Genomic DNA, 23692 nt, shown 5'->3' with positions numbered 1-23692 from the left:
CCGACCTGAAAATCCATTTTTCAAAAGGAGGAGACGATGGGAATCAGCAGTTCACTCTACAATGGTTTGACCGGGATGAACTCATACAGTACGGGTATATCTGTGGTCAGTGATAATGTTGCCAATGCCAATACCACCGGATTCAAAGCCAACGACATCCGTTTCGGAGACCTGATCCTGGGCGAGTATTCCTTCGGGACCAATGATAAAGAGAGTGAGGGAGCGGGCAGCTCGGTCCTGGGAATTGTCACTGATTTCAGCCAGGGCACCCTCCTGGATACCTCCAACTGGTCGGATCTCGCCATCAGCGGCAAGGGTTTTTTTATCGTCAATGATGGATCACAAGATTTTTATACGCGTGACGGCACCTTCCACATCGGCATTGAGGGCACGGGCGAGGAGGCGCAATATTTTCTTGTCAACCAGCAGGGATACAAGGTCCAGGGTATCGATGGCGATATTGAAATCGCCAATCCCGACACCTATGCCAAATTTTACGTCAATATGAAGGGCGAAATCATTGCCGTCAACGGCGAGGGCGAGGAAGAGACCCTGGGACAAATAAAACTCGCCGGCTTCACCAATGAAAACGGTCTGGTTCGCAACGGCGGCAATCTCTACTCCAAAGGGCCTGAAAGCGGGGAACCCTTTTACAGCGACAACGAAGAAAAGGCGGCCTACTTCGGGAAAATTATCGATAGTTGCGTCGAATCTTCCAACGTCGATTTGGCGGCGGAAATGGTCAACCTCATCGTGTATCAGGCGGGCTATAATGCCAATTCGAAAACCATCACCACGTCCAGTGAATTGATCAATACCAGTATCAACATGATTCGATAAACAATGAGTATTTGTCCAAAACCTCCATGGTTCCCGGCCCAATGGGGTAGAGGTCGATTGACGGGGTGCGATTTCATCATGCCACGGGCCACGCCCGTGGCATGGCCTGTCAGCGCAACCCTCTCCCGCCAGTAAGCGAGCGTTTTGCAGGGCGGTTCTCTTTCCTGCAACCGGCGGCCCTGATGGCGGCTGGGCAGCTCGTATGATTTTGACAGCAGACGTCAAAATGTTGACTTATTGCCATTGCCGGCCCGTCCATCATTCCCCCGCAAGTATTCCAGTCGTAGGAGACCCGCGCAGCCTGTCCGCAAAGGATAGGATCCTCTCCTCCTTGCTGGCACGCTCATTGCTCGTGTGTCCGAGTGCGGTCATGAGGCGTTGTCTCATCCCGGTCGGCCCCTCTAACTCAATAATTGAGGCGAACCAGCAGTCATGGACATTGCAACGTTTGTCGGTATTGTTTCAGCTTTTGCCCTCGTTCTCATCTCGATCATGTTGGGTAGTGGCTTATCCCTTTTTTTTAACGTTCCTTCGATGATGATTGTGCTGGGTGGAACCCTCGGAGCCACGATGATTCACTATCCGCTGAAGGATGTCCTGAGTGTCTTCAGGGTTGTGAGGAATGTATTTTTCACCAAAGTGTGGAGCACCCAGGAGGTGATAGACAAATTCATCGAGTTTTCCAACACCTCGAGAAAAGAGGGGATGCTGGCGCTGGAAGGTGACCTGGTGCAGGTGGATGATCAATTCCTTTCCAAAGGCCTGCAACTTGCCATCGACGGCATGCAACCCGAAGCCATTCGGGAAATTCTTGAAATCGAGATCGACTATCTGCAGGAGCGGCATCGATTTGGAGCAGAAATACTGGACACCATGGCGACCTTTTTCCCCGCCATGGGCATGATCGGAACACTGGTCGGACTGGTGCAGATGCTGCAAACGATGGAAGATCCCAGTACCATTGGACCAGCGATGGCGGTCGCACTGCTGACCACGTTCTATGGAGCCGTAGCCGCCAATCTGGTCTGTTTGCCCATGGCCGGGAAGTTGCGCAAACGCAGCAGGGAAGAATCCCTGATAAAGGAGATGGTGATCAATGGTGTTGTGGCAATCGCCAATGGTGAAAACCCAAGAATCATAGAGCAAAAGCTGCACTCATTTGTTCCTCCACAGGCCAGAGCAAGCCGTTTCAAATGAACCGGCGGATGCGAATGAATGCTCTTTGACACACGGCATAACCCTCAGGCAGAAAGTGTAGACGACACACCATGGTTGACAAGCGCAGACTCGAAGAAAGTGAGACAACGCCGCTGCAGAAGAATTCCAAATGGAAATGGATTGTGCTCGTACTGCTACTCGCAATGGCGGGCAGCGGAGCGTACCTGGGCTGGAGTTATTTTTTCCAGGAATCGGGTGCCGTCGCCGAGGTCAGGCCGGAAGCAAAAGTGGAGCAGGAAATGGACACCTTCCTGGTGAACCTGGCCGATCCCGGTGGGAAACGCTATTTGAAAATCAGCATGAAGCTGGTCCTTAACAATGCCCAGGCGGCAGCCCAATTCAACGCTCGCAGTGCGGAGCTGCGGGATAGCGTCTTGCTGCTTCTTTCCAGCAAGAAATACGACGATATCGCAACATTTGCCGGAAAAATGGCCTTGAAGCAAGAGGCCATCGCTCAACTCAATCAAAAGCTCGGACAAGGCCAGGTGGAAGATATCTATTTCACCGAACTGCTGGTTCAATGAGAAACGTCATGCCGGTCGAGTCGTTTCAACAAATGATGTGATGGGGTGTAACACTCTATGGAAAAGATCCTCTCCCAGGATGAGGTCGATGCCTTGCTCAAAGGCTTGTCCGATGGAGAAATTGAGGGTGACGCCGATGTTGTCGAGGACCAAGGCACCGCCCGTCAGTATGACCTCACCAACCAGGATCGTATCATTCGCGGGCGCATGCCCACTCTGGAAATCATAAACGATCGCTTTGCCCGTCTGCATCGCATAACACTGTCGTCAAACCTGCGCCGGATCATCGATCTGACCACCGCCCAGACGGAGATGATCAAGTTTGGAGAATTCATTCGCACCTTGCCGGTTCCGACCAGTCTGCACGTGCTCAAGATGGAGCCTATGCGCGGGCATACCCTGCTGGTTCTGGAAAGCAAGTTGATCTTCAATCTGTTGGACTGCTTTTTCGGGGGTACCGGCAAGAGCAATTTTAAGATAGAAGGCCGAGACTTCACGTCCATCGAAAATCGTGTCGTGCAAAAACTGGTGAATGCGGCGCTCGATGACTTAAGCCAGGCATGGAAACCGGTGGCTGACATCGATTTTCAATATGTGCGCTCGGAGGTGAACCCACAATTTGCCACCATTGTGCCCCCGTCCGACATCGTCATCACGGTGCGCTTTGAGCTCGAATTGGATCGGATCGTTGGGCGAATGATCCTTTGTTTGCCGTATTCGACCATAGAGCCGATCCGATCTCGGCTGTATGCCAGCTATCAGAGTGATCAGCTGGAAGTTGACGTGCGCTGGGTGGAACGTCTCAAGAAGCGTATTCAGGAGGTAATGGTCGAGCTGACCCTGGAGCTTGGAAAAACCACGATCAAAGGGCGTGATTTGCTGCAGCTCGATGTGGGTGACGTTCTGGTCTTGAACCAGGACATTGAAAAACCCCTGGTGGTTAAAATCGAAAACATACCGAAGCTCAAGGCCTTCGCCGGAACCCACAAGGGCAGCAAAGCCATTCAGGTTCAGGAGGTAATCGCTTCGAGCAACTGCTGAAAATTGCTGGAAAGGGAGTAAGGGAATGAGTCGGGAACAAACGGAGCATCATGACCTGCAGCCGGCATCTCTTGCGGAAAGAGATGCTGCTCAATTTCCTGATCTGCAGCAGGAAACAGCCGCAAAAGGCATCATTCGCGATCTTGATTTTCTGCTGGATATCCCCTTGGAAGTTACCGTGGAGCTCGGGCGTGCAACGATGCTCATCAACGATCTTCTTCAGCTGGGACAGGGTTCGGTTATAGAGCTCAATAAACTTGCCGGGGAACCTCTGGAAATATTGGTCAATCAACGCCTGGTGGCACGTGGGGAGGCCGTGGTGATTAACGAGAAATTTGGGGTGCGCATCACCGACATCATCACTCCTACCGAACGTGTCAAGCAATTAACCTGATATGTCTGCCGGAAAATCGGCAACATTTTGTCATCAGAGCCCCGGTCGCTCACGGGGTGAGAGTTGAAACCGCAACGTGCGAGATCGTTTAGACGATGGGAACAAGCTTAGATATCGGCCTGCAGATCGTCAAAACGGCAGGTAGCCTGGCGCTGATTTTGGGCGTCCTGCTGGTTTGCTTTTACGGCTTCAGGCGAGCCGGGCTGCTGACTCACAGAGCGGCATCGAATGCCTGGATTCAGGTCATTGCGCAGCATCCCCTGGGGATGAAGCACAGTTTGTTGCTGGTGAAAGTGCAGGGACAGACATTCTTCCTGGGGACTTCACCGCAGGGTCTGCACTTCCTGGCGGTTATTGCCGGCGAAGCAGAATCCCCTGCCGCCGATCCCCCATGAAGACGCTTCCCCCTGTTTTTCCCAAAGCCTCCGTCCGCGGGAGTGCCGGGCAAGGACCCTGGCAATATGGTCTGCTGGTGTGTCTGGTTGCCGGCGGCGTGGTCCTGCTGGGCAGCTCTACCGCCTGGCCGCAGGGCATTGATGTGCCGGGAATTCAGTTGGATTTTAGCGGACCGGAAGGGGCCCGGCAGATTTCGAGCACACTGAAGATTGTCTTCATCCTGACCGTCCTGTCCCTGGCTCCTGCGATTCTCATCCTGATGACATCGTTCACCAGGCTGGTGATAGTCTTTTCCTTTCTCCGCCATGCCCTCGGCACCCAGGCCTCTCCCCCCAATCAAGTGATCATCGGTTTGGCGCTTTTCCTCACATTTTTCATCATGCAACCCGTGTGGCAGGAAGTTTACCAAAGCGCGATCGTGCCCTATGAAGACCGTCAAATCTCCGAACAAGAGTTTTTCCAGCGCGCCGCAGGTCCTCTCAAAGAGTTCATGCTCAAGCAAACGCGCAAGAAAGATCTTGCCTTGTTTGTCGAGCTTTCTCACACAGAGAAGCCGCAAAATGCCGACGCCCTGGCAATCACCACCGTGATCCCGGCATTCGTGGTGAGTGAACTGAAGACCGCCTTTCAAATCGGCTTCATGCTCTACCTCCCGTTCTTGATCCTGGACATGGTGGTCTCCAGCATTCTTCTCTCCATGGGCATGATGATGCTTCCACCGGTGATGATTTCCCTGCCTTTCAAGCTGATGCTGTTTGTCCTGGTGGACGGTTGGAACATGTTGATCGGTTCATTGGTCAAGAGCTTCCAGTGAGGAGAAGTGCTGCGTGACTCCCGAGTTTGTCATGGGGCTCGCTCGACAGAGCCTTGAAACGCTATTGTGGGTGAGTCTGCCGGTGCTCCTGGTGAGCCTGCTGGTTGGACTCGTCATCAGTGTTTTTCAATCGGTGACTCAAATCCAGGAGATGACCTTGAGCTTTGTGCCCAAAATCATCGTCACATTCCTTGCCCTGGTAGTATTCGGATCCTGGATGATGGCAAAGATTACCGATTTCACCAGGGAGATCTTGGTCAATATTCCCCTCTGGCTCAAATGACGCAGCATGAAAAATACCGGTTGAGGCTGCCGCTTCTTTTTCTTTCTCGGAAGGCACGTGGTTATGGTCGTTCACATCGATTCCACGCAAATCGCAAGTTTTTTGACCATTCTCTTGCGTATCAGCCTCATCTTTTTTGTCATACCGTTTTTTGCCGGCAGTCAAATCCCCAAGAGTGTCAAAGCTTTGACTTCTCTGGTCGTGAGCCTCTTCTTGTATTTAATCATTTACCGGGATGTGGCGCCCCTGGCTTTTCATCCAGGATTCCTGCTGCGCATCGCCGTGAGTGAAATCCTTTTCACTGCTGTGATCGCTCTGGCTACCGCCGTCATGTTCGGCACATTCCAGTTCATGGGGGAAGTCATCGGCTTTCAGATGGGATTCGGGTTTGCTCAGGTTGTTGATCCTCAAACGGGAATCCAGATGGCGGTTCTCAGTCGTTGGTTTCAACTTCTTGCAACCATGATTTTTTTCTCTTTGAATGGGCATCACGTCGTCTTGAAGGCTATGGTCGAGAGCTTTCATGTGATCCCGGTCGGGAACTTCGAAGTGACTGCAGGCGCCTATTCCAAATTGGTTCATTTATCCGGTCAGCTGTTTGTAATCGGTCTCAAAATGGCTGCACCGATGATGGCGGTGTTTTTTCTCATTCAGGTGGGATTTGGCTTGATCGCAAGGTTCGCACCGGAAATCAACATTCTCATCGTAAGCTTCCCGCTCACCATCGTGCTCGGGTTTCTTTTCATCGTTTTGTTCTCGTCCGTCTGGGAGGAGGCGATGGTCGGTTTCCTGGAGCTCTTTTTGAAGTCCATGCGAGGACTTTTTCATCCCTGAGAGCATTGACTGTGAATAGCAACGCGGACTGAACAGATGGCCGGATCGCAGGAAAAGACAGAGAAGCCCACCGACAAAAAGTTACGGGATGCGCGCAAACGAGGCAAGGTCGCCAAAAGCCGAGATCTCAACACCATCGCCGTGCTGGCGGCAGGTGCCGCAGCGGCCTATCTGAGCAGCGGCCTCATTGCGTCTCACTTCAAGGAAATAGCGACGATCTTGTGGGGCAATGGCTTTGCTGCTGAAGTCAAAGATTCGGCGGGCGTCAATCTTTTGTTGGCTGTTCTGGTTCACTTCGGCATCATGGTGTTACCGGTCATCTTGGCCACCGCTTGCGCGGGGATAGCCATAAACCTCCTGCAAACCAAAGGTTTGATGCTTTCCGCTGAAGCGATCCAACCCGACCTCTCCAGGCTCAATCCGCTCCAGGGGGTGAAAAGATTCTTTTCTCTGCGCTCATTGCTGGAGCTCGTTAAGTCTCTTGCCAAGATTCTCATAGTCGCTGTGGTGATCTATGGCGTCTACGCCGAGGAAGGCAATTTGCTGGGCAGTCTCGCCCGGGTGGAGCTCGGGGAACTGCTGAATGCTTTTCGCTACTTGTCTTTTAAGGTGCTGGTCAGGGTCGGGGTGATAATGACGGTGTTCGCTCTTCTCGACTGGCAGTATCAACGCTGGCAGTACGAGAAAGACTTGCGCATGACCAAGCATGAAGTGAAAGAGGAGTACAAAGAAACGGAGCGGAACCCACAGATGAAAGCGCGCATGCGGGCCATCCAGCAAAGCCTTGCTCAGCAGCGCACCATGGCCAATGTTCCCAAGGCAAGTGTCGTCATAACCAATCCAACGCACTATGCGGTGGCTCTGGTGTATACCGCGGACATGGATGCACCCAAGCTGGTGGCCAAGGGAGTAGATTTTATGGCTAGCAAAATCAGGGATTTGGCTCGAAATCACAAAGTTCCCATCGTTTCCAATCCCCCTTTGGCACGAGCTTTGTACAGCGGTGTCAAGGTGGACGAGACAATCCCTGTTACTTTGTACAAGGCGGTAGCCAAGGTTCTCGCATACATCTACAAGCAAAAAGGCCAAGCACCGGAGCGAGCGGTTTGAAGGTCAAATCTTCATCCTCGCCAACGAGGAATGCATAACGCATAAGGAATCAGTGTATGTCGTCCGCGACTCAAGCCCCCGGCCTTCTACGCGACAGGCTCAAGCAGTTCTCCGACAACGATGCAATGCTCGGCATCGGTGTGGTGATCATCTTATCGATCATGCTCCTGCCGTTTCCTGGCAGCGTGTTGGATATTCTTCTGGCAGTCAACATCAGCATCGGCTTGGTTATCCTGCTGACTTCGATCTACACGGTCAAAGCGGTGGACTTCGTCATATTTCCCTCCCTGTTGCTCATCACGACCCTGTTTCGGCTGGCGCTCAATGTGGCCAGCACGCGCTTGATCCTGTTGGATGGTCATCAAGGCACAACCGCTGCGGGCAAGATCATCAGCTCGTTCGGCCAATTCGTCGTTGGTGGCAACTATGTGGTGGGTTTGGTGATCTTCATCATTTTGGTCATCGTCAACTTTGTGGTCATCACCAAAGGGACCGAGCGAATCTCTGAGGTTGCCGCGCGTTTTACTCTGGATGCCATGCCCGGTAAGCAAATGAGCATTGATGCCGATTTGAATACCGGTCTGATCAATGATCAGGAAGCGCGGCAGAGGCGCGCCGCCATCGCGCAGGAGGCCGACTTTTACGGGGCCATGGACGGGGCCAGCAAGTTTGTGCGGGGAGACGCGATCGCAGGAATTCTCATCACCGTGATCAATATCCTGGGTGGCTTTGCCATTGGCATGCTGCAAAATCGCATGACGATTGTGGACGCACTGAAAAACTATACGTTGCTGACGGTGGGCGACGGATTGGTTTCGCAAATTCCCGCGCTGATTATCTCCACCGCGGCGGGTATCCTGGTCAGCAAGGCGGCTTCGGCCGATTTGGGGATGGGCCGGGCATTCGGCAATCTTTTCAGCCTTCAGCCGAGGCCCATGATCATTGCCGGGTCAATGCTCTGCTCGCTCGGCATTATTCCCGGTTTTCCATTGTTTCCCTTCATGCTCGTGGGGGGGGCGCTGGTGGGCGTCTCCGTGCTGCTCCTGAAAAAGCAAACGACATCTGCCGAGCAGTATTGCGAAGTCGAAATGCCGGTCGAGAGTCAGGACGGTTCCCATAAGCTGCCCCCGTTGCAGGAAGTTCTGGAACTGGAAGTGGGCTATGGTTTGATTCCCCTGGTAGATGATTCACAGGACGGCGACTTACTCGCCAGAATCAAAGCCATACGGCAGCAACTGGCGCTGGATTTCGGCATTATCGTTCCGGCCCTGCATGTGCGCGACAATCTTCAGTTGAGGCCGTCGGAATACAGGCTGCTGCTGAAGGGCAATGCCGTTGCAAAAGGCGAGCTGATGCTCGGGCATTACTTGGCGCTGAGCTCCGGCGACGTGACTGAAGATTTGGGAGGAATCGCGACCAAGGATCCTGCCTTTGGACTGCCGGCCATCTGGATTCCGGAAGGCAAACGCGAGCAAGCCTTGCGCAGCGGCTGCACGGTGATCGACCTTTCCACCGTGGTGGCGACTCACCTTGCTGAAATATTTAAAAAACATGCCGATGAACTGGTGGACAGACAAATAACACAGCAACTGCTGGATCATCTCGCATCAGTCCATCCCAAATTGGTGGATGAGCTCACGCCCAACCTTCTGCCCATCGGGACCATCCAGAAAGTGTTGCAGAACCTTGTCCGGGAACACGTCTCCATCCGGGATCTGCAAACGATCTGCGAGACGCTGGCCGACCATGCTCCCGTCACCAAGGATCCGGAATTCCTGACGGAGCTGGTGCGGCAGTCGCTGGCCAGAACCATAACCAGACCGTATGAGACCGAAACCGGCAAGCTCTATGTGCTCACATTCCAGCCGGGGCTGGAGGAGCACCTGACCAAAAACATTCAGAAAACGGACCACGGTGCTTTTCTCTCTCTGGAACCGGGGTTGGTGCGCCAACTCATACAAAGTGTCAACACCGAAATGAAAAAGATTGTCAATCTGGGGCATCAACCGGTGGTTCTCTGTTCACCGTCGGTAAGGCGTCACCTGCGCAAGCTGCTGGAGAGGTTCTTGCCCGAGGTGGCAGTGATCAGCCACAACGAATTGAGGGGCTCTCTGGAAATCCAATCTACCGGCATTATCAAGGTCAACCATGCAAATTAAAAGCATAAGGGCAGCGAATATTTCCGAGGCACTGGTCCAGGTCAAAAAACAGTTGGGGTCCGACGCCATCATTCTGGGCCATAAGAAGATAGATCTCACCGCAACCGAATCGGTGGTCGAGGTAATGGCCGCGGTGGAGCACGATGCACTCAAAAGTGAAGAAGTCAACCCGGTCCAGCAGGACATCCAGGAGATCAAGAGCTTCCTTTCCATGCTCATCTCGTCGAAGGATTATTTTACCCAGCTTCAAGTGAGACAGCCTCTGGCCGAGGTGTATCATAGCCTGATCGTGCGCGGTCTGGATGAACGGCAAACGTACCGCCTGCTGACCAAGGTATTGCCGCAGGTCAACGAAGATACGGACAAACGCCAGATTATTGAATGCTTCTGCCGTCAACTGGTTGACGCCATCCGTCTCGCCAGGCCTTTCCACCAGTTGTCGAGGAGAAACGGCCGGCCGCCCATCTTTACTTTTCTTGGTCCAACGGGAGTCGGCAAAACTACGACCCTGGCAAAATTAGCGGCCTATCTAAAGGTCAGCCGCAAGTGTAAAATAGCAATCATCTCTATCGACACCTATCGGGTGGGCGCTGCCGACCAGCTCAAAACCTACGCGAAAATATTGAATGCCCCGCTGATCATGGCTCTCAACAGACAGGATTTTGCAGAAGCCAGAGACGCGTTCCATGGGCATGATGCTATTTTGGTTGATACCATTGGCCGAAACTTCTTGCGTCGAGAATACCTGCAGGACATGCGAGAGGTCTTTGCTGGTACTGAAAATATTGAACATTTTCTGGTACTCAGCGCCACGGCTAAAGATAATGATCTGCGGCAGACCATTTTCGCCTTCAAGGAGATGGACTTCAGCAGCCTCATCTTCACCAAGGTGGATGAGACGGTCGATCACGGTTGCCTGATCAACCAGCTCATCCGTTTTCCCTATCCTTTGTCTTACCTGGGAACCGGCCAGAGAGTTCCTGAGGACATCGAATCCGCCACACATAAGCGTTTATTATCGTTACTGTTTCCGTCCAGCAACGGGGTGCATAGAAAGGATTCACATGGATCAAGCCGCAGGACTGCGTGACAAAGAGTTTAACAAGCGCAATCCAACGTTCTACCGAAATCTTGGGGTGCCCAAGCGACAAGTGCGCGTGATAGCCGTCAGCAGCGGGAAAGGCGGGGTCGGCAAGAGTACCGTGGTGATCAACCTCGCAGTGGCTTTTGACCGCATGGGCCAAAGGGTCCTCGTTCTGGATGCGGATCTTGGCCTTGCCAATATCGATATTTTTCTTGGACTGACACCCAAACAGAATATCAGTCATGTTCTGAATGGCAAGCGACAATTGCATGAGGTTCTGGTCAACGGTCCCGGCAGGATACGCATCATGCCTGCCAGCTCCGGGGTGCAGGAACTCACGCGTCTTACCGATGAGCAAAAACTGCTTCTGCTGGAAATGCTGGATGAATTGGAGTCGGAAGTCGACCTCCTGCTCATCGACACTGCGGCCGGCATCTCGGATACCGTCCTGTACTTCAATCTGGCTGCTCAAGAGAGGATCATTGTCGTCACCCCCGAGCCCACTTCGCTCACGGACGCCTACGCGCTGATCAAAGTGCTTCACACCAGAAACGGCGAGCGCCATTTTCGCATTCTTACCAATGCTGCCGACAGCGACAGGGAAGGAAAGTTAATTTTTGCCAAGCTCAGTAAGGTGGCCGATCACTTTCTGAACGGTATCTCGCTCGATTATCTGGGCAATATACCCAGGGATCCACAGGTATCCGCGGCATTACTGCAGCAGAAGCCGTTCATCACCCTTTTTCCGCATACTGCCGCGGCAAAAGCGTTTGTCAATTTGGCTGACCGAATTCATCGGAGTGCCCCCGCTCGCGATAATGGAAATGTGCGATTCTTCTGGAAACGTTTCTTAGAGATATGAGACGACCGTTTCCCTTGATGAGTGAATTAAATGCTGCAAAGACTCTATCACAACCAAAGCTATTATCCTGCACAAAAAACCGACGGGGGGTGCCTTGTTGAGAATAAGGAAGAGGTGATCCTCAACTATTGTGATCTGGTTAAATTCACTGCCCTGCGATTACTCTCGCGGCTGCCGAGCTGCGTTCAGTTCGATGATCTATTCAACGCCGGGATCATAGGACTTATGGACGCCATTGATAAGTTTGATGCCGATCAGGGCATACAGTTTCAGACCTATGCCAAGATCCGCGTCAGAGGGGCCATGCTGGATGAAATTCGTTCCATGGACTGGATCCCACGTTCCTTGCGGCAGAAGAGCAGCGAACTGCAAAAGGTCTATGCTTCCCTGGAAAGCAGGTTAGGGCGTGAGCCCCGGGATGAAGAGATAGCCGCCGAGATGGGTCTGACCCTTGACGAATACCTCAAACTGCTGGAAGAGAGCCGGATTATCTCGGTCTTGCCGGAAGATATCAGCAACCTGAGTGTCGATGACGGCGGTAATCTGGCCCTCGCAACAGATTCGGACCTGCTCTTTGACCAGGCGCATCAAAAGGAGCTCAAGACGCATCTGACCGAGGCGATTGCTTCCCTGCCCGAAAAGGAACAGCTCATATTATCCCTTTATTATTACGAAGAGCTCACCATGAAAGAAATCGGTCAGGTTATGGGCTATACCGAATCGCGCATCTGCCAAATTCATACGAAAGCCATCATTAAGCTGCGCACGCGCCTTTCCCGCAAGCTGCGAAAAGCCGATCTCCCTGATACACTGGATCTTTTTTGAAACCCACCACGCCCTCTCCAGGGAGGCGATCAACCGAGGAGGCATTGACCCGCAGAGGAGGCTTATCAGGTGCCTTTAGGAAAACGCGACAACTTGCCGGATTCTGCTGCACACCATGACCGCGAGGATTTCTCGCGCGAGCCGGCCGGTAGTGCTGAGCTGCAGGCACTGGAGGGGTACGATCAGACATTCGAACAGGCATCCGCTCCATCAGAAACCATCTCCCATGAAGCATCGCCCCGCGAGCCAGCCGGTGAGGAATCGCCGCCCGATAAGAGCGGGCTCCCCGGAGAGAAGCCGACGGGGAAGCCCGGAGCGCGGCGGACAGCCGGTCTCCTGCTGGCTTTGATTCTGCTCGCCGGGGCAGCGGGTTTGGCCGTCTACCGGGGGACAGGAGGAGGACCGTTTGCCACCTCGGCGGTCTATATCAAAAAGCCCATAACGGCACCAACTCTTAAAGAAAAGCTCAAATTTCTGTTTGTTGCCAACACCGCAACCGGCAAGGAGCTCTTGATCCTGGAGCTGGGGTTTGATTTTCGCGCCGTGAACGCTCCGGAACTTTTCAAAAACGATGAACTGCTCATAAGAGACATGATCTACCAGTTTTTGACGGAAGCACAATCCGTCGGTGATTCTATCACCTATTGGGAGCAACGGGTGAAGAATGACTTGTACGACAATCTAAAACGCCATTTCGGCCATTGCGGCATTGAGTCAGTTTATGTTGCTCAGCTGCAGAAACTCTAGCGGGGGAGATATCGCACATCATGGACTCTATCCCAAGGTGGCTCCTGGAACAGCCGCATTTCGTATCCTTCCTGCAAATCGTGTTGGATCTGTTACTGGTCCTGTTCGTTGCCGTCCTGTTCCTGAGACGGTCAAAAGAAAACCGCACGGCCGGGCGCGAATTGAGTCGAGCACTCGAAGAGGTGCTCCAGCAGACGGAAACCATCGCGCGCGAATTTGATGAGAACCTGCGTGAGCGCCGTGAATTGATGGGGCAGGTTATGGCGGCGTTGGACGACAAGATTAACCAGGCCAAGACGATTTGTAAGAATCTGGAAAAGGTCGAAGAAATCGGCCGGCAGGGGGGCCTCGGTCGGCGACACGGGTCGTCGCGTGATCAGGAAAATCAGGCCATTGTACATTTGGCACAAAAAGGCCTCAGTGCCGTCGCAATAGCCGAACATTTGAAGAAGCCTTTGGGGGAGATCGAGTTGGTGTTGAGTCTGAAGCGACTGAGGCATGAATCATGACAAGCCGCTAGGGTTTCTCGCGCCACAGGTGATGCAAGTGACCCGTGATAGGAAAAAATTTCCCTGCAACCGGTAAAATTGCCCTTCCGGGGGTGGCAGAGCCTGTCCACACGAGTCCTCTGAGAGCGCCCGGCGGGAGCAGCCGGCGCTGCAGCCTCGGCAACGCAGAGGGTTTGGCATCCGGGTTGCAAAGTCAGCTGGGGGAAAGGTAAGGAGGCGAGACGATGCGGATCGGATATTTTGGGGCGGCCCTCGGTTCCATTCAGCAAGAAAAGCAGATGGCGGTCCACAGCAACAACATCGCCAACGCGATGAAGCCCGGCTACAGGAAGGACGCTGTCCATTTCAGTAATTTTTTTCAGCAAAAGACTTATACAAAAATGGAGCAGGGGAAAATCCAGCGCACCGAAAATCCCCTCGATATAGCCATCAATGGAGAAGGGTTCCTGCGGGTGCAGACCGATGCGGGCATCCTTTACACCCGTGCAGGCGACCTGCGCTTCAGCCCTGACCGCACGCTGGTTACCCAGGACGGCTGGCCGGTCTTGGGCAGCGACGGGCAGCCGATTGAAATTCCCGCATTGGAGCATCAATTCGACATCAGGATCGAGCGAGACGGCCAGGTGTTCGATGGCGAAGATCCCATCGGTACTCTTGCCATTGCTCAGTTTGGACAGGAGGCTTTGCTGGAGAAGGTCGCTAACGGCTACCTGCGGCCGGCCCGGGGAGAAGAGCGGCTCATGGCGGAAGGAGAATTCACGATCGAACAGGGCGCACTGGAGGCTCCCAATTTCAATATCGTTGAAGAAATGGTCAAGATAGTGGAAACCACAAGAATTTTTGAGGCCTATCAAAAGGTGCTTCAGTCTTTTGATCAGGAAGATTCCCAGTTGGTCAGAACCCTGGGTAACCTGTAGGCCAACGCGAAGATTTATTCCAGCTGCTCGCGGACCGCTAGTCTGCAAACTGGGCAGAGTATGAGGTAAGCGACCCACAGGGAGGCTACACGAGATGATTCGCAGTCTTTGGACCGCCGCGACAGGCATGGCGGTACAGCAGTTCAATATGGATGTGATCGCGCACAACCTGGCCAATACCAACACCGCTGGATACAAGCGCAGTCGGGCAAACTTCGAAGACCTGATGTACCAGACCATTATCCCGCCGGGCTCCGAGACCGCCAGTGACGCACGCATGCTGTCGGGCATCCAGTTGGGAATGGGGGCCAAGGCTGTGTCGGTGCAGAAAATTTTCAGTCAGGGCAATTTTACCGAGACCGGCAACCCGCTGGATATAGCCATTCAGGGTAGAGGCTTTTTCAAAGTATTGCGCGGAACGGAGGAAGTTTACACCCGTGCGGGGACCTTTCAATTGGATTCCGACGGCTTCCTGTGCGACATGGAAGGGAACCGTCTGCAGCCGGAGATGAGTGTACCGCAGGAGGCCATATCCATCAACATTGACTCCGGAGGCACCATGACGGCTATCGATCAGAACGGAAATGTGGTGACCTCACAGAGGATCAGCCTGTACGATTTCCCCAATCCTGCCGGGCTGCTGAGCCTTGGTAAGAACTACTGCATCCCTACGGAAGCGTCCGGAGAGGTCATTGAAGGAGACCCGGGGATTGAAGGACTGGGAACTTTGCTGCAGGGCTACATCGAGAGTGCAAACATCAATGTGGTGGAAGAAATGGTGAACATGATTGCCGGTCAGCGGGCTTATGAGGCCAATTCGAAAGTCATCAAGGCCTCTGATGAAATGCTGCACATGGCCAATAATGTCAAAGCCTGATGGCGGGAAATGAGGTCATGACAACGGGACGCTTTCACGACACAGGAACCCTGGTGGCCGCATGCACAGCGGCTTGCGTGCTGCTCTTCGGCATTGCCGCGGGCGGTCGGTGCAATGCAGTGGCGCCGCCACCGGCGGTGGAGATTGTTCCGGCGGTTGAGGTCGAGCGCAAATACGTTTCGCTGTTGGACTTGTGCCGGCCCGGGTCGATTGCCTCCCCTTGGAAAGAACGGCTGGAGGCGGAACACATTGGTCAATCGCCAAATGTGGGGGAATATAAGTACATTCTCGGCAAGAACCTGCGTGCCTACCTCGATCGCTTCTTCAGCCGAAAGGGTTGCGACCCGGCCGCCATCGAAATGAGCTTACCGGACAAGATCACCATTGCCCGTGCCGCGCTGAAGCTCTCTGCAGAACAGATCGAAGCCATTTACCGGGAGTTTGTCCTGTCCCGCAGTCCCTGGAATCCCAACGACCTGCAAATCAGCCGCATTTACTTTCCAGGTGTACCGGCCTTGCCGTTGGGCCGATTATCGCATGAGGTTTATGCGGATTCGCAAGAGAGGTTTCTGGGAAACGTGACGGTTACCATCCAGTTTTTTGTGGATGGTGCCAAAGAGCGAAGCATGCGGGTTACCGGCAAGGTGGATTTGTATCAGAACGTGTTGCACGCCATCCGACCGTTGGGTAAGGATGAGGTCGTTGCGGCGGGCGATCTGGAAATTCAAAGGATCAATATCGCAGACAACCCCGATCGTTACGCAACCCGGATGGATCAAGTGATTGGCAAGCAACTGGTGAGGGGAGCGGGCGCTCACCAGCCCATCTTTCTGGGGGATGTCATCCAGCCCAATGTCGTCAAGCACGGAGGCATTGTGACCATCATCTACCAAGACGGGGGGCTCAAGCTCACCGCCAAAGGAAAGGTGAGCGGCAATGCATCGGTGGGCGACACCGTCAGGGTAACCAACCTCATGACACAACGCACCGCAATCTGTAGAGTCCAGGACGGCGAAACGGTGCATGTGGTGCATTGAATCAATCGACAAAGGATTAGCATGCGTTGCCACAGCGACAGACCAAGGAGTGTTTTCGCTGCAATAGACGGGGGAAGACTTCTTGCTTTCCCCCTGATCTGTTTCTCACTTGTTGTGCTGAGTGTATTGAGTGCTTGTTCGAGTACCGGCAAGCCACCCGCTCCCAACCCTTCTGTGGCGGCGCAGCCCTGTCCGACTTCAGGTCCGCCTGCACCAGCCGCTCATGTTGCCGCCATCGCTCCACAGCCGACCGGGTCGGTATGGACCCCGCGCAATGGCACCCTTTTTCAGGACATCAAGGCTAGAGATATCGGTGACATAATAACTATCACGGTGGTGGAGCAGTCGACTGGTTCGAAAACTGCCGCAACCAACACCAGCCGCAATTCCGATCTGCAGGGTAGCTTCAAGTTTGACGGTGTCAGCACGGGAGCAACCGGCAGCCCGGTCGGCGCCTTCAGCTTTGGGCCCTACCAGGCACAGTTCTCAAATAAATTCAACGGCGCCGGCACAACAACCAGAACCGATGATATGTCCGCTTACATGACGGCAACGGTGGTGGACAGACTTCCCAACGGAAATTTGGTGATCAGGGGATCGCGCTGGACCAAAGTCAATAATGATATGCAGCAGATCGTGTTGGAGGGGGTCGTGCGCCCGACCGATATCACGCGAGAGAATACGGTGCTTTCGCAAAACATTGCCGAGGCCAAGATCTTCCTGGTAGGCAAGGGACCTTTGGCCAAGCAGCAGAAACCCGGATGGTTTGGCCAAATCGTAGACTTTATATCGCCCTTTTAGTGGAGCCGTATGCGCTGCAAACTAAATTTCCTCGTTTTTTTCCTGATGATTTCCTGGTGTTTTTCTCCCGAGTCGTGTCACGCGGCAAGGATCAAGGACATCGCTTATTTCATGGGAACCGCTTCCAATCCATTGGTGGGCTACGGACTGGTGGCAGGGCTTAATGGTACCGGGGATAAAGAGCGCACTCGCTTCACCGTCAATACCCTGGCAAATTTGTTGGACAATGTCGGAATTCACATAGATCCCAACATGATCAAAGTCAAGAATGTGGCGGCGGTCATGGTAACCGCCAACCTGCCTCCTTTCGTGCGGGTGGGCAGCAAGTTGGACGTACAGGTCTCTTCCATTGGAGACGCCAAGGATCTGCAGGGGGGAACGTTACTCATGACCTCGTTGCAGGGACCGGACGGCAAAACCTATGCGCTCGCACAGGGGCCCCTGTCTACAGGTGGATTCAGCTTCTCGGGGCAGAGTGGTACGAGCGTGCAGAAAAACTTTCCCACCGTCGGGTTCATCAGTGGGGGGGCTACCGTTGAGCAGGAGGTCTCTACTGATTTTGGAAGCCAGCAGTCTTTGGATCTGGTGCTGCGCACCCCGGATTTCACTACCGCTCACAGGACCGCGCAGGAAATCAACCAACTCTTCGGTGGAGAGCTTGCCCGGGCGCTCGATGCCGCTTCTGTCAAGATCCAGGTCCCGTCCGATTTTGCGGGCAGAATCACTGAGTTGATTGCGGAGGTGGAAAATCTGCAGGTAGAACCCGAGAGTGTGGCTAAGGTCGTTATCAACGAGCGAACCGGAACCATTGTGATCGGTGAAAATGTGCGCATCACCCCGGTGGCGGTAGCGCACGGCAATCTGACCGTACAGATCTCCGAAGATCCGTTTATTTCCCAACCGCTGCCATTCAGCGATGGAGAAACCGCCATCGTGCCCCAAACCAACATTGAGGTGCAGGAGGAGAAGGGCTCGCTGGCGGTAGTCGGCGGAGGAGTCTCGATTCAACAGTTGGTGCAGGGGCTCAATGCCATCGGGGCAACCCCTCGAGACCTCATCAACATTTTACAAGCGATAAAAGCGGCGGGAGCACTGCAGGCGGAAATAGAAATCATCTAACAGCATGCGGCAACCCTGTGGAATTTGTCCGTCAGGCTGAGGAGTACAAGACACAAGCGGTTTCTGTGAACGTGCGGCGACGGTATGCCAATCCGGAAGAAGTAGGCGAAACAGTCTGTGGACAAAAAACAAGCGCAAGAGAGCAAGCGCAACACCAACAAATGGATCACCACATACACCGATTTGATGACCTTGCTGCTGACCTTTTTCGTGCTCCTCCTCAGCATGTCGGTAAGAGACGAAATTCGTACCCGCAAGGCCCTCGATTCACTGGTGGGGGCGTTTGGTTTGTTGCCCGGGGGACGTTCGCCGCTGGGGAAGTCCAAGGGCACCGATGTGCGTGATCCCGCTGCTCCGATCCTGCTCAGCAAACCGGTCAACTTCGAAATGCTCAAGGAGTTGACCGTTACCAATGAACTGAACCCCTACATACAAATTTTAAAGCGGAAACAGAAACTCATCATCTCCATCGATCAAAGGGTGCTGTTCACGTCGGGGTCGCTCCAACTGAAGCCGGAGATACTGCAATACCTGAGGACTCTGGCGGAACATCTTCGCCACAGCAAAACCGATATTGAAATACGCGGCCATGCGGGGCGCTATGAGAACCTGCAGAATCCCGACTGGGTGCAGCAGGCATGGATTTTATCGACGAAACGGGCCCAGCTGATTCACCAGTTTTTTCTGCAGCAGGGCATAGCTGCCGAGCGAATGAGCGCTCATGGGTTCAGCTATTTTCAACCAATTGTGGATGACCTGGTGTTCCCTGATTTACGCGACAAGAACCAACGGGTTGAAATCATGTTGGGAGCTGACTCGAATGTGCCGAGTCAGCTGTTTCGAAGGGAGGCCAAGGCCAAATCTTACATCAATTATAAAGATTTCCTATTCAAAGTGTTGCCTTGAATCGGCGGGGCATTCAGCGGGGCGGTTACCATTGGCATGAGACGGAAAAATCGCAAGGGCGGACAAACCGATACTGAGCCAAGCCAGGGGGCCTGGATGGTGACTTTTTCGGACCTCTCCACGTTGCTCCTGACTTTTTTTGTGCTGTTGCTTTCCATGTCTTCCCTGGATCAGAAGGCTTTTCAAAGTGCTTTCCATAATTTCAACAGTTCCACCGGCGTTCTTTTTTTCAAGGAATGGAGCCAGGTGAATCTGGATAAGGACTTGGTCATCCAGGAAATATGTAAGAGTCTGGAGAGTATTCACATGTTGGACATTCGCGACATCGATGAAGTGCCAAGCGGCTCTCCCGCACCCGAAAGGGACTTCAAGCTGCTGGTTTCTTCAGGCAGTGGGGTGTGGCTCAATAAGCGGGACAAATCGACGAAATTCTCCTTCATCTTCTCGGACAAGCTGCTGTTCGACAGCGGCAGCAGCCAACTGAGCACGCGCGCTCACGGAATACTGGGAACACTCGCTGAATTCATCGCCACGACGGACTATCGCGCCTATGTGGACGGACACACGGACAGCGTCCCCATCCATAACGATCGATTCGCTTCCAATGACGACCTGTCCCTGGCTCGGGGCCAGGCCGTGCTGCAGCACCTGGTGACTCACGGTCAGGTCGATCCGGCAAAGTTGGCCCTGGCGGGTTACGGCAGCTCTCATCCCATGCAGGACAATGAGACCTCCGCGGGGAGAGCGGCCAATCGCAGGGTCGAAATCATCTTTGAGAAAATGGATTGAGCGCAAGGGGGCCGTGCTTAAGATCAATGGCCCGCCAAGGGGGTTAGGCCTGTATCAAAATCCGACGGCGCAAGTGGATAGAGAGGTTGAAGACTATTGCCGCCGCGCCGTTGATCAGGAACCAATCGGCTGAGCCGGTGAAAAGGAGACGTATGACATCGATTGCGGCAACGGGCAACCAGGCAAGGTTGGGGCAGCAGGTATCAGAGGCGGACAAAAAACGTCTCAAGGAAGCCTGCGAACAATTTGAAGCGATCTTTATGCAGTACCTGCTCAAGTCCATGCGACAGACGGTGGTGCGAGCGGAGGATCCGGAGCAGGCCAGAGAAGTCTATGAGGCCATGATGGATGAAACGCTGGCGCAGGAAATGGCGAGCAAGCAGGAGAGGGGTCTTGCTGCGATGCTCTATCAACAGCTGTTGCCTGCGCTGACAGGGGAGACATCGCGCAAGGCTTGAAAGCCGATGGCAGCGGCCGGCCGGCCGAGTGTGTGCGATGTGTCCGGCGCCGCCGCGAACGTGCGGCACCACGATTTATTCCCTCAAGCAATCCAGCCAACCTGCCGATAGCAGATATGAATGATCCAGGATGGCCATCCAAGAAGAGAGAGTGCCCGACATGACTGACAAATGCCCCGTCCAAGACGAATCTTCTCTCGCAGCACAGCCCCCCGCAGCGCTGCCGCTGCAGGAGAACAGCGCTGGGGAATGCGTGGTACTGGCCAGGCAGCTGACCCGGTTGTTGGAGGAAGAAAATGAAGCGCTTCGTTGCTTTGCCGGTGCCAGGCTGGTCCAGTTGCTCTCGGATAAACAGCGTCTCATCACGGACCTGGCGGATCGGCTGGAGGCGTTCAAAGCAACCGGGGTGCCGAAGAATGCTTCCGAGATGCAGGGCGACTGTCCGCTTTTGCGGCAGCTACTGGGCGAAATTGAAGAGAAAAATCAAAAAAACGCTCTCTTTATTCAAGGAACCCTCGCCTTCTATCAGGATTTTTTCTGCAGTGTGGTTCCTACCGTCTATGCGCCCGACGGGGAGCGAATTCCCGGCCGGGAGCCTCCCAAGGGGCTGAAGCTTAGCAAGGAGGTGTGACTATGGGAAGCATGTTGAATCTCACTCTGCAGATCGCCAAAAACACGCTTGTCAACAGCGGAGTGGCAATTCAGACGGCCTCGCATAACATCTCCAATGCCGACAATAAAGACTACGCCCGCCAGAAGGTTCTGTTCAATACCGCTCTACCGCTGCAAATGGGTGCCGGCTGGCTCGGCACCGGCAGTCGCATCGCCGGAGTCGTGCAGCAACGCGATCAATTCATTGAAAAACGTCTGGTTGGGGCCATTTCCAAGGAAAGCGGCTACAACAGTCTGATAGCACACCTTTCCATCGTGGAAAAGCTCATTGCAGACGACGGAGACAACGGCATTTCACAGAAACTCGGTGAATTCTGGAATGCCTGGGAGAGCCTCAGTCAAAACCCCCTTGGCTTAGCGGAAAAGACTCTTGTCCACCAATCCACTCAAGAGCTGGCCGATGCCATTCGCCACACATATTCCCGTCTCCAGGATTATGCATCCGGCATCTATCGAAGCGATGGAACTTTTGCAAGCGGCGAAATCCTGCGCGTAACTGAAAAGGCCAATGGATTGCTGCGCAGCATAGCGGACGCCAACGTGGAAATCATCAAGGCTGAAATTAACGGCGATTGCGCCAACGACCTGCGCGATTTGCGATATGGCTGCTTGAAGGCACTGGCGGAACTGATTCCGGTCAATTGGCGGGAGGATGCCGGTTCCGGTTCGCTGACGGTTTCAACCACCGGCGTTGACAGCGAAGGCAATGCAGTGGTTGTGAATTTGGTCGACGGCAACAGTGCCGATGAGCTGGAAGCGAAACTGCTGGATGCCAGTCTGCAGATCGTTGACAAGACCAAAGGGACGGTCCTGCAGGATGCCGGGGAAGGAGGACAGCTTTTTGCCCTGAGGCAGATGCACGATCAGTGCGGAGCGGTTGCCGTCGGCTCGGCCCCCCCGACCTATCTGGATCGGCTCAACACCTTCACGCAAACTCTCATCACGGCGGTCAATTCCATTGACGCCGGTATTTTTGTCGGAAGCGACGCCGGTGACATTCAAAGCGGCATAACAACCGTGGACGCCATTGAAGGTCAGGCCGCCCTTGACATCGCTCGTCTGCAGAGTGAGACTTTTGCGGAGCTCAATGGCGCAACGCCAGCTGCCTACCTGGCGGACATTCAGCAGCAGATGGGGATGGATTTCGGGCAGGCGACTACTCAATACGAGTTCCAGCAGGCCCTGCACTCCCAGCTGGAAGCCGCACAGCAGTCCGCCGCCGGTGTTTCCATTGATGAAGAAATGGTGGAGTTGTTGCAATATCAGCAGATTTATCAGGCGGCGGCAAAGATTGTCCAACAAACATCCCAGCTGCTCCAGAGCGTCATCGAGATGGTATAGAGCAAGGAGAGAGGCACGGGCCATGCGAATCACGTTTGCGGCAAGCTATGACAAGACCATCCACAACCTCAACTGCAAAAAATCCGAACTGGATAAACTGTCAACCATGCTATCCTCGGGCAAACGCTTGCTGAGTGCCAGTGACGATCCGGTGGCGTGGGCGCAGGTTCTGAACATGAAGCAAACTCTGCGGGAGCTTGAGACCTATGACCGCAACATTCACTTTGCGGTTAACTGGCATCAGGCGACCGAGGCAGCTCTGAACAAAATGTCCGAACTCCTGATGCGGGCTAAAGAAGTGGCCATAAGGGCGATCAAGCCCACCAGTCCCGCAGAGCGGACAGTCAACAGCAGCGAAATGGAACAGATCCTCGGCCAGGCGCTGCAGACCGCCAACAGCCAGTGCAACGGTCTTTACATCTTCAGCGGCTGGTTTGCTGATGACGGCACGCTTGCCGCCGCCGCTCCGCCCTTTGACGGCAATTCGCATTACGCCTACCAGGGGAACGAAAGAGGGCTCATGGTGCGGACGTCTGGGACAGGGGAAAACGAGCGGGTGAACCTGGACGGCAAGGACGTTTTTTTTATTGGTGGCGACGCGGAAGAGGGAACGAACATCTTTGAGATGCTGGAAGATCTCAAGGATGCTATTGCCGAAGAGCGCGTGGTTGACATCGAAAATTCCCTCACGCTTCTGGACCGTGCCTACGAGCATATCACCAGTCGCCAGGCCGTCGTTGGCGTTCGTCTCGAGCGACTCGAGCGCCGCCGGGAAGCTCTGGCCGACTTAAACATCACCGCCCAGAGCCGCTATGCGGATATCAGTGAAGCAGACTATCTGGAAGTCATATCGCAACTGCAGCAGAAACAGACCGTTTTTCAAGCGGCCCTCAAGGTCACCTCGATGCTCGATGGCCTAAACCTGCTGAACTACCTGCGATGATCCTTGGACAATTCTCGGGTTCTCGGTCAATCCGCAACCCAAGAATCAGAGTGGGATCCAATCCGATGGCTTGTTTCAAGATGATTTTCCTCATTGCGGGTGTGGAGTTGTCGGGGCTCTATGTGGAATAGCCGGCGTCGTTCCGACCGGCTCTGGGTTGACCCCGGAAGCGGGGTTGCCGCAAGCGGCGGA

General features: G+C 54.0%; 27 protein-coding genes. All 27 read left to right on the top strand.

The genetic code is table 11. The annotated features are described in order from the left end of the window. Positions 1–36 precede the first annotated feature (36 nt). A complete protein-coding gene (locus K1V27_RS12110) occupies positions 37–840 on the top strand; it encodes a flagellar hook-basal body protein (RefSeq protein ID WP_258930261.1) in 804 nt (267 codons plus the stop codon). A gap of 432 nt (positions 841–1272) precedes the next feature. Then, the gene (locus K1V27_RS12105; protein WP_258930260.1) at positions 1273–2037 is read left to right on the top strand and encodes a flagellar motor protein; all 765 of its coding nucleotides are present in this window, start codon (positions 1273–1275) and stop codon (positions 2035–2037) included. Positions 2038–2108: 71 nt separating this feature from the next. Beyond that, complete coding sequence (locus K1V27_RS12100) at positions 2109–2582, top strand: flagellar basal body-associated FliL family protein (RefSeq protein ID WP_258930259.1); 474 nt, start codon at positions 2109–2111, stop codon at positions 2580–2582. A 57-nt stretch (positions 2583–2639) separates the two neighbouring features. Then, complete coding sequence (fliM, locus tag K1V27_RS12095) at positions 2640–3623, top strand: flagellar motor switch protein FliM (protein ID WP_258930258.1); 984 nt, start codon at positions 2640–2642, stop codon at positions 3621–3623. Positions 3624–3648: 25 nt separating this feature from the next. Next, positions 3649–4017: a flagellar motor switch protein FliN gene (gene fliN / locus K1V27_RS12090; RefSeq protein WP_258930257.1), complete on the top strand. Its 369-nt coding sequence runs from the start codon at positions 3649–3651 to the stop codon at positions 4015–4017. Positions 4018–4112: 95 nt separating this feature from the next. After that, on the top strand, positions 4113–4412 hold the full coding sequence (locus K1V27_RS12085; RefSeq protein WP_258930256.1) for a FliO/MopB family protein: 300 nt from the start codon (positions 4113–4115) through the stop codon (positions 4410–4412). Beyond that, positions 4409–5227, top strand: coding sequence for a flagellar type III secretion system pore protein FliP (gene fliP / locus K1V27_RS12080; protein WP_258930255.1), 819 nt, complete (start codon positions 4409–4411; stop codon positions 5225–5227). The genes K1V27_RS12085 and fliP overlap by 4 nt, the downstream gene beginning before the upstream one ends. A 13-nt stretch (positions 5228–5240) precedes the next feature. Beyond that, the gene (fliQ, locus tag K1V27_RS12075) at positions 5241–5510 is read left to right on the top strand and encodes a flagellar biosynthesis protein FliQ (RefSeq protein ID WP_258930254.1); all 270 of its coding nucleotides are present in this window, start codon (positions 5241–5243) and stop codon (positions 5508–5510) included. Positions 5511–5573: 63 nt separating this feature from the next. Next, the gene (gene fliR / locus K1V27_RS12070; protein WP_258930253.1) at positions 5574–6344 is read left to right on the top strand and encodes a flagellar biosynthetic protein FliR; all 771 of its coding nucleotides are present in this window, start codon (positions 5574–5576) and stop codon (positions 6342–6344) included. Between the two features lie 36 nt (positions 6345–6380). Beyond that, the gene (gene flhB / locus K1V27_RS12065) at positions 6381–7454 is read left to right on the top strand and encodes a flagellar biosynthesis protein FlhB (protein ID WP_258930252.1); all 1074 of its coding nucleotides are present in this window, start codon (positions 6381–6383) and stop codon (positions 7452–7454) included. Positions 7455–7510: 56 nt separating this feature from the next. Continuing rightward, positions 7511–9613, top strand: coding sequence for a flagellar biosynthesis protein FlhA (flhA, locus tag K1V27_RS12060; protein ID WP_258930251.1), 2103 nt, complete (start codon positions 7511–7513; stop codon positions 9611–9613). Beyond that, positions 9603–10703, top strand: a complete 1101-nt coding sequence (locus tag K1V27_RS12055; protein ID WP_258930250.1) for a flagellar biosynthesis protein FlhF — start codon at positions 9603–9605, stop codon at positions 10701–10703. The genes flhA and K1V27_RS12055 overlap by 11 nt, the downstream gene beginning before the upstream one ends. After that, a complete protein-coding gene (locus K1V27_RS12050; protein WP_258930249.1) occupies positions 10678–11559 on the top strand; it encodes a MinD/ParA family protein in 882 nt (293 codons plus the stop codon). Before K1V27_RS12055 ends, K1V27_RS12050 begins: the two co-directional genes overlap by 26 nt. A 30-nt stretch (positions 11560–11589) precedes the next feature. Beyond that, positions 11590–12384, top strand: coding sequence for a FliA/WhiG family RNA polymerase sigma factor (locus K1V27_RS12045; protein ID WP_258930248.1), 795 nt, complete (start codon positions 11590–11592; stop codon positions 12382–12384). Between the two features lie 69 nt (positions 12385–12453). Next, positions 12454–13131, top strand: a complete 678-nt coding sequence (locus K1V27_RS12040; protein ID WP_258930247.1) for a hypothetical protein — start codon at positions 12454–12456, stop codon at positions 13129–13131. Positions 13132–13151: 20 nt separating this feature from the next. Further along, positions 13152–13640 carry a DUF6115 domain-containing protein gene (locus K1V27_RS12035; RefSeq protein ID WP_258930246.1) on the top strand — a complete coding sequence of 163 codons (489 nt, stop codon included), beginning with the start codon at positions 13152–13154 and terminating at the stop codon, positions 13638–13640. Positions 13641–13864: 224 nt separating this feature from the next. Continuing rightward, complete coding sequence (locus K1V27_RS12030) at positions 13865–14557, top strand: flagellar hook-basal body protein (protein WP_258930245.1); 693 nt, start codon at positions 13865–13867, stop codon at positions 14555–14557. Between the two features lie 94 nt (positions 14558–14651). Further along, the gene (gene flgG / locus K1V27_RS12025) at positions 14652–15434 is read left to right on the top strand and encodes a flagellar basal-body rod protein FlgG (protein ID WP_258930244.1); all 783 of its coding nucleotides are present in this window, start codon (positions 14652–14654) and stop codon (positions 15432–15434) included. Positions 15435–15451: 17 nt separating this feature from the next. Next, entirely contained in the window at positions 15452–16471 is a 1020-nt protein-coding gene (gene flgA / locus K1V27_RS12020) for a flagellar basal body P-ring formation chaperone FlgA (RefSeq protein ID WP_258930243.1), read from the top strand. Positions 16472–16597: 126 nt separating this feature from the next. Then, positions 16598–17272 carry a flagellar basal body L-ring protein FlgH gene (locus K1V27_RS12015; RefSeq protein WP_258930242.1) on the top strand — a complete coding sequence of 225 codons (675 nt, stop codon included), beginning with the start codon at positions 16598–16600 and terminating at the stop codon, positions 17270–17272. A gap of 9 nt (positions 17273–17281) precedes the next feature. Further along, positions 17282–18391 carry a flagellar basal body P-ring protein FlgI gene (locus tag K1V27_RS12010; RefSeq protein WP_258930241.1) on the top strand — a complete coding sequence of 370 codons (1110 nt, stop codon included), beginning with the start codon at positions 17282–17284 and terminating at the stop codon, positions 18389–18391. 117 nt (positions 18392–18508) lie between these two features. After that, on the top strand, positions 18509–19297 hold the full coding sequence (locus tag K1V27_RS12005; RefSeq protein ID WP_258930240.1) for an OmpA/MotB family protein: 789 nt from the start codon (positions 18509–18511) through the stop codon (positions 19295–19297). Positions 19298–19333: 36 nt separating this feature from the next. Continuing rightward, entirely contained in the window at positions 19334–20086 is a 753-nt protein-coding gene (locus K1V27_RS12000) for a flagellar motor protein MotB (RefSeq protein ID WP_258930239.1), read from the top strand. Between the two features lie 152 nt (positions 20087–20238). Beyond that, the gene (locus K1V27_RS11995; RefSeq protein WP_258930238.1) at positions 20239–20544 is read left to right on the top strand and encodes a rod-binding protein; all 306 of its coding nucleotides are present in this window, start codon (positions 20239–20241) and stop codon (positions 20542–20544) included. Positions 20545–20674: 130 nt separating this feature from the next. Then, positions 20675–21175: a flagellar protein FlgN gene (locus tag K1V27_RS11990; protein WP_258930237.1), complete on the top strand. Its 501-nt coding sequence runs from the start codon at positions 20675–20677 to the stop codon at positions 21173–21175. Between the two features lie 2 nt (positions 21176–21177). Next, complete coding sequence (flgK, locus tag K1V27_RS11985; protein WP_258930236.1) at positions 21178–22557, top strand: flagellar hook-associated protein FlgK; 1380 nt, start codon at positions 21178–21180, stop codon at positions 22555–22557. Between the two features lie 22 nt (positions 22558–22579). Beyond that, positions 22580–23500 carry a flagellar hook-associated protein FlgL gene (gene flgL, locus K1V27_RS11980; protein ID WP_258930235.1) on the top strand — a complete coding sequence of 307 codons (921 nt, stop codon included), beginning with the start codon at positions 22580–22582 and terminating at the stop codon, positions 23498–23500. Positions 23501–23692: the final 192 nt, after the last annotated feature.

Origin of the sequence: Desulfoferrobacter suflitae, from assembly GCF_022603395.1 — a bacterium.
Classification (GTDB): domain Bacteria; phylum Desulfobacterota; class Syntrophobacteria; order Syntrophobacterales; family Syntrophobacteraceae; genus Desulfoferrobacter; species Desulfoferrobacter suflitae.
This window is presented reverse-complemented; position numbering and strand designations above follow the sequence as displayed.